Annotated in this window: 5 protein-coding genes; 4 read left to right on the top strand and 1 reads right to left on the bottom strand. The window is 51.6% G+C overall.

Going from position 1 to position 4,732, the window contains the following annotated elements:
• The 3 genes from yicI to AC14M5_RS19625 form a co-directional block, all read left to right on the top strand.
• Positions 1-1,612: alpha-xylosidase (yicI, locus tag AC14M5_RS19635; protein WP_484031410.1), on the top strand; the 1,612-nt coding region annotated here is incomplete at its 5' end.
• Positions 1,613-1,670: 58 nt separating this feature from the next.
• Positions 1,671-2,285, top strand: coding sequence for a class I SAM-dependent methyltransferase (locus tag AC14M5_RS19630; RefSeq protein WP_484031409.1), 615 nt, complete (start codon positions 1,671-1,673; stop codon positions 2,283-2,285).
• Between the two features lie 28 nt (positions 2,286-2,313).
• Positions 2,314-3,531 carry an adenylate/guanylate cyclase domain-containing protein gene (locus AC14M5_RS19625; protein WP_484031408.1) on the top strand — a complete coding sequence of 406 codons (1,218 nt, stop codon included), beginning with the start codon at positions 2,314-2,316 and terminating at the stop codon, positions 3,529-3,531.
• Positions 3,532-3,535: 4 nt separating this feature from the next.
• Here AC14M5_RS19625 and AC14M5_RS19620 read toward each other — a convergent pair whose 3' ends face one another.
• Positions 3,536-4,147, bottom strand: a complete 612-nt coding sequence (locus AC14M5_RS19620) for a TetR/AcrR family transcriptional regulator (RefSeq protein WP_484031407.1) — start codon at positions 4,145-4,147, stop codon at positions 3,536-3,538.
• Between the two features lie 133 nt (positions 4,148-4,280).
• Between AC14M5_RS19620 and AC14M5_RS19615 the strand changes: the two genes are divergently transcribed.
• Positions 4,281-4,732, top strand: a 452-nt coding sequence (locus AC14M5_RS19615; protein ID WP_484031406.1) for a class I SAM-dependent methyltransferase, incomplete at its 3' end; no start/stop codon positions are given.

Below are 4,732 nucleotides of genomic sequence, written 5' to 3'. Positions count from 1 at the left end.
CACACCGAAGCAGATCCTTGAACGCTACACCGCGTTGACGGGCCGCCCTGCGCTGCCGCCGGCCTGGTCGTTCGGTTTGTGGCTCTCCACTTCGTTCACCACCGATTACGACGAGTCCTCCGTGATGAAGATGCTGGATGGCATGCGCGACCGTGACCTGCCGGTGCGCGTCTTCCACTTCGATTGTTTTTGGATGAAGGAATTCAACTGGTGCGATTTCAAATGGGACCCACGCACGTTCCCCGATCCGGCGGGAATGCTCGCCCGCCTCAAAGCGCGCGGACTGAACATCTGCGTGTGGATCAACCCGTACCTCGCGCAAGCCTCGGCGTTATTTGATGAAGCCGCGCAGCACGGATACCTGCTCCGCAAACCGAACGGCGACGTGTGGCAGACCGATCTGTGGCAGGCGGGCATGGGCATCGTGGACTTTACGAACCCAGCGGCATGTGAATGGTTCTCCAGTAAATTGCGCGTACTGATGGATATGGGCGTGGACACATTCAAGACCGATTTCGGTGAGCGCATCCCAACGGAGGTGAGCTATCACGATGGCTCGGACCCGTTCAAAATGCATAACTATTACACCCAGCTTTACAACCAGACCGTATTCAACACACTCAAGGAGAAACGCGGCGCAGGCGACGCAGTCGTCTTTGCACGTTCGGCCACGACCGGTGGACAGCAATTCCCGGTGCATTGGGGCGGCGATTGCACGGCCACGTTCGAATCCATGGCGGAAAGTCTGCGCGGCGGCCTGTCGTTGAACCTCTCCGGTTTTGGGTTTTGGAGTCACGATATCGGTGGCTTCGAACAAACCGCGCCGGCTTCGGTCTATAAACGCTGGTGCGCGTTCGGTCTGCTGTCCTCGCACAGCCGTTTGCATGGCAGTTCGTCCTATCGCGTGCCGTGGTTGTTCGATGACGAAGCCGTGGAGGTGTTGCGTCATTTCACGCAACTCAAAGCCCGGCTGATGCCCTATCTATATGAAGCGGCGCGTGAAGCACGCGAGTCTGGCATCCCCATGTTGCGCGCCATGCTCCTGGAATTCCCCACGGACCTGGCATGTGCGACGCTCGACCGTCAATATATGTTGGGTCCTTCATTGTTAGTCGCACCCATTTTTGCCGAAGATGGAGTTGTGGAGTATTACCTGCCCGCCGGGCGCTGGACACATCTGCTCGATGGACGCGTGCTGGAGGGTCCGCGTTGGGTGCGCGAAACCTATGACTATCTGAGCCTGCCGTTGTGGGTGCGACCGAACACGGTCCTGCCCATCGGCGCGCGGGAAGATCTTCCCGATTATGACTTTGCTGAAAATGTGACTCTCCGAGTCTACGCCTTGGACGATGGGGAAACGGTCATCACGCGCCTCCCGAACCTGCGCGGCGAAACGGAAGTGACCTTCACCACCACCCGAACCGGTTCGACCTATACCGTCGAACGAAACGGCGCGTCAAAACCCTGGCGGGTAATGTTGGCGGGAATTGAAAATATTGCAGGAGCGCCGAACGCGAACATAGAGTCTTTGCCGGAAGGGACATTGCTCTCTCTGACTCACGAAACAGATGGAATTGAAATCAACACTGGCCCACTTGTAGATATCCTCTAGCGCCCTTATCTTTTAGCAACATGGATAACAGGAGAGTCAATTCCAGTATAATCGCCGCATGAACACAAAATTTCATTGGGAAACGATTCACCAAACCAAAACGCCCAAACAGGTCAGTTGGTATCAGGAGCATCCACTCCTCTCTTTACAGTATATAACCAACACCGGAGTGGACAAGTCGGGGCAGATTATCGATATTGGAGGCGGCATCTCCACGCTCGTGGATGACCTGCTAGCAAATGGTTATGAAAATGTCAGCGTGCTGGATATTTCCGCCGCATCCCTGCACACCGCCCAACAAAGGCTCGGCATACAGGCACAAAAAGCCAATTGGATCGAAGCGGATATTACCCAGGCGCAACTGCCTGAGCGGTTCTACGACATCTGGCATGATCGGGCTGTGTTCCACTTTCTGACGAATATTGAAGATCGCCGAAAATACGTTGAAACAGTGCGGCACTCTGTTCGGCAGGGCGGACATGTCATTGTTGCCACTTTCGCTCTCGATGGACCCGAGAAATGTAGCGGGCTTGAGGTCGTCCGTTATAGCGAAGATAGTTTACATAACGAGTTCGGGGACGACTTTGAAATAGTGGACAGCACACGCGAAACACATCAGACCCCTTTTGGGACAGATCAAAAGTTCGTCTACTGTTACTGCCGCAAACATTAAGTATATTATTGGTAATAGGGAAAGCAGGATGAACAGGAAGATATTCCAAAGAATATTTCTCTTCATTGCCCATATCGGAGCCGACATAAATGACGATGACGACATCCGCCTGCAAAAATCATTGCTTGTGGTATGTGCTCTTCCATTCATGGTTGCAGGGGTTGCCTGGGGCTTGATCTATGTCTTCTCCAACGAACCGTTGGCTGGGTCAATTCCACTTTTCTATTCCTTTATATCCTTGTTAAGCATCATCCATTTTGGGCGGACTAGGCAGTATCGTTTTTTTCGTTTCAGCCAACTCACTTTAATTCTTCTGCTCCCCTTTGTTCTGATGGTGACCTTGGGTGGATTCGTTAATGGTAGCGCAGTTGTTTTATGGGCGCTCATTTGTCCTCTGGGCGCATTACTCTTCGACGAGCCTCGCCAGGCGCCGCGTTGGTTTCTTGCTTTTATTGGGCTGGTTGTTGTTAGTGGGTTTTTACAGCCCTTTGTGCGCCTTGTCAACCACCTCTCGCCAGGGTTGGTGATTTTCTTCTTTGTTATCAATCTCCTCGGAGTCGGCTCGCTGGTTTTCATGATGGTCTATTATTTCGTCGGTCAGAAGAATATGTTTCAACAGAAATCCGAAGCATTGTTGTTGAACATTTTGCCAAAAGAGATTGCCGCCATACTAAAAAACGAGAGCCGCACCATTGCTGACCATTATAAAGAGGCAAGTGTCCTGTTTGCCGACATGGTCGGCTTCACTCCGCTTTCAGCACAACTGCCACCCGTAGAAATGGTCGAGTTGCTCAATGAGGTTTTCTCTTTCTTTGACTCACTGTTGGATAAATACGGCGTCGAAAAGATCCGAACCATCGGCGATAGTTATATGGTTGCCTCAGGCGTGCCGCGTGGACACCCCGACCATGCTCAGGCACTGGCTCGTATGGCATTGGAAATGCGCGACTATATCTCCCGGCACACGTTTCATAACGGACATCGCGTGAGCTTTCGAATAGGCATCAACTCAGGCTCGATGATTGCAGGCGTGATCGGACGCCGCAAATTTGTCTACGATGTATGGGGCGATGCGGTCAATGTCGCCAGTCGAATGGAATCGCATGGTCTTGGCGGCGCAGTTCAGATTACACAAGCCACCTACGAATTGATCAAGGATGAATTTGTCTGTGAGCCGCGAGGTACGGTGAACGTGAAAGGCAAAGGGGAAATGGATGTGTGGCTGATTATTTCGGCCAAGGCATGATCAACTACCGCGGCAACCCTGACAGCGAACTCACCGCCCCCACCGTTGAATCAATGATCAGACTTTTATACACCTTCCCCATCTCCGTCGGGGAAGGTTTCATATTATTTTCCAGCCACCACTCGCTCAGCGACAATAAAGACGTGGCGATATGATTCGATGCAATATTGACCGTCACCTGATTATTCAACCTCCCCAACGGCGCGCAGGACTTTTGAAAAACGGCTGCGATATTCTTCACTACCTTTTTACGAACGCGTATCACACTCTGGCTCTTGAGCAGAATGCGGAAGAGATCGGCTTTTTGTTCAATGTATTCGAAGATCAACCGTCCTTCCGTTTCAAGGGCGGATGAATCGGATTGTTTCGCCAGTGTCTCGATATGGGTCATCAATTCCGCCAGCCCTTCGTCCAACACCTCCATCAACAACTGATCGAGACTCTCGTAATGCCTGTAGAACGTGATGTAGGCCACCTCGGCGCGTTCTGTGATCTCCCTGATCGTGATGGAGGCGAAGTCTTTTTTCAAGATCAATGAAACCAGCGCGTCGCGCAACAAACGGCGTGTACGTTTGACACGCGGGTCAATGTTTACGGGGGATACTTTTTGCGGCATGGCAGATCCAGTTCTGTTACAAAATACGGCTTTCTATAACTTTTGTTATATCAACACCACATTCGTGATTGACTTGCTCACCCGGCTGGCTACAATGCAAATATTGTTACACAATATAACAAAAGGAGCAACCATGAAAACGATAACATCAAGCGAAGGAAAAACCTGCAAGCCCAGCCGCATCCCTCACAATGCCAGGATGACCTCGACTCAAATACAAAACGCCTACGATGAGTTCGCCGGTCAATACGAGAAGAAGGTCTGGTTTGACCAGCAGATCCTCGGTGTGGCGCGGCTGAAGAAAAAACTGCTTTCAAAAGCAAATGGCAAAGTTTTGGAAGTGGCTTGTGGGATAGGACAAAACCTTCAGTTCTTTGCGCCAAGTAGCCAGATCACAGCAGTTGACTTGAGCCCTAACATGCTGGAGATCGCCCGCGCGAACGCAATCAAATACGGACGGAAAGTAAGCTTTGCAGTGATGGATGCCGAGAAGCTCGAATTCCCCGATGGAAGTTTTGACACGGTGGTCTCGACCTTGTCCACATGCACGTTCCCAGATCCAGTCAAAGCCTTGCAGGAAATCCA

This window comes from Candidatus Villigracilis sp., from assembly GCF_057083605.1.
This window is presented reverse-complemented; position numbering and strand designations above follow the sequence as displayed.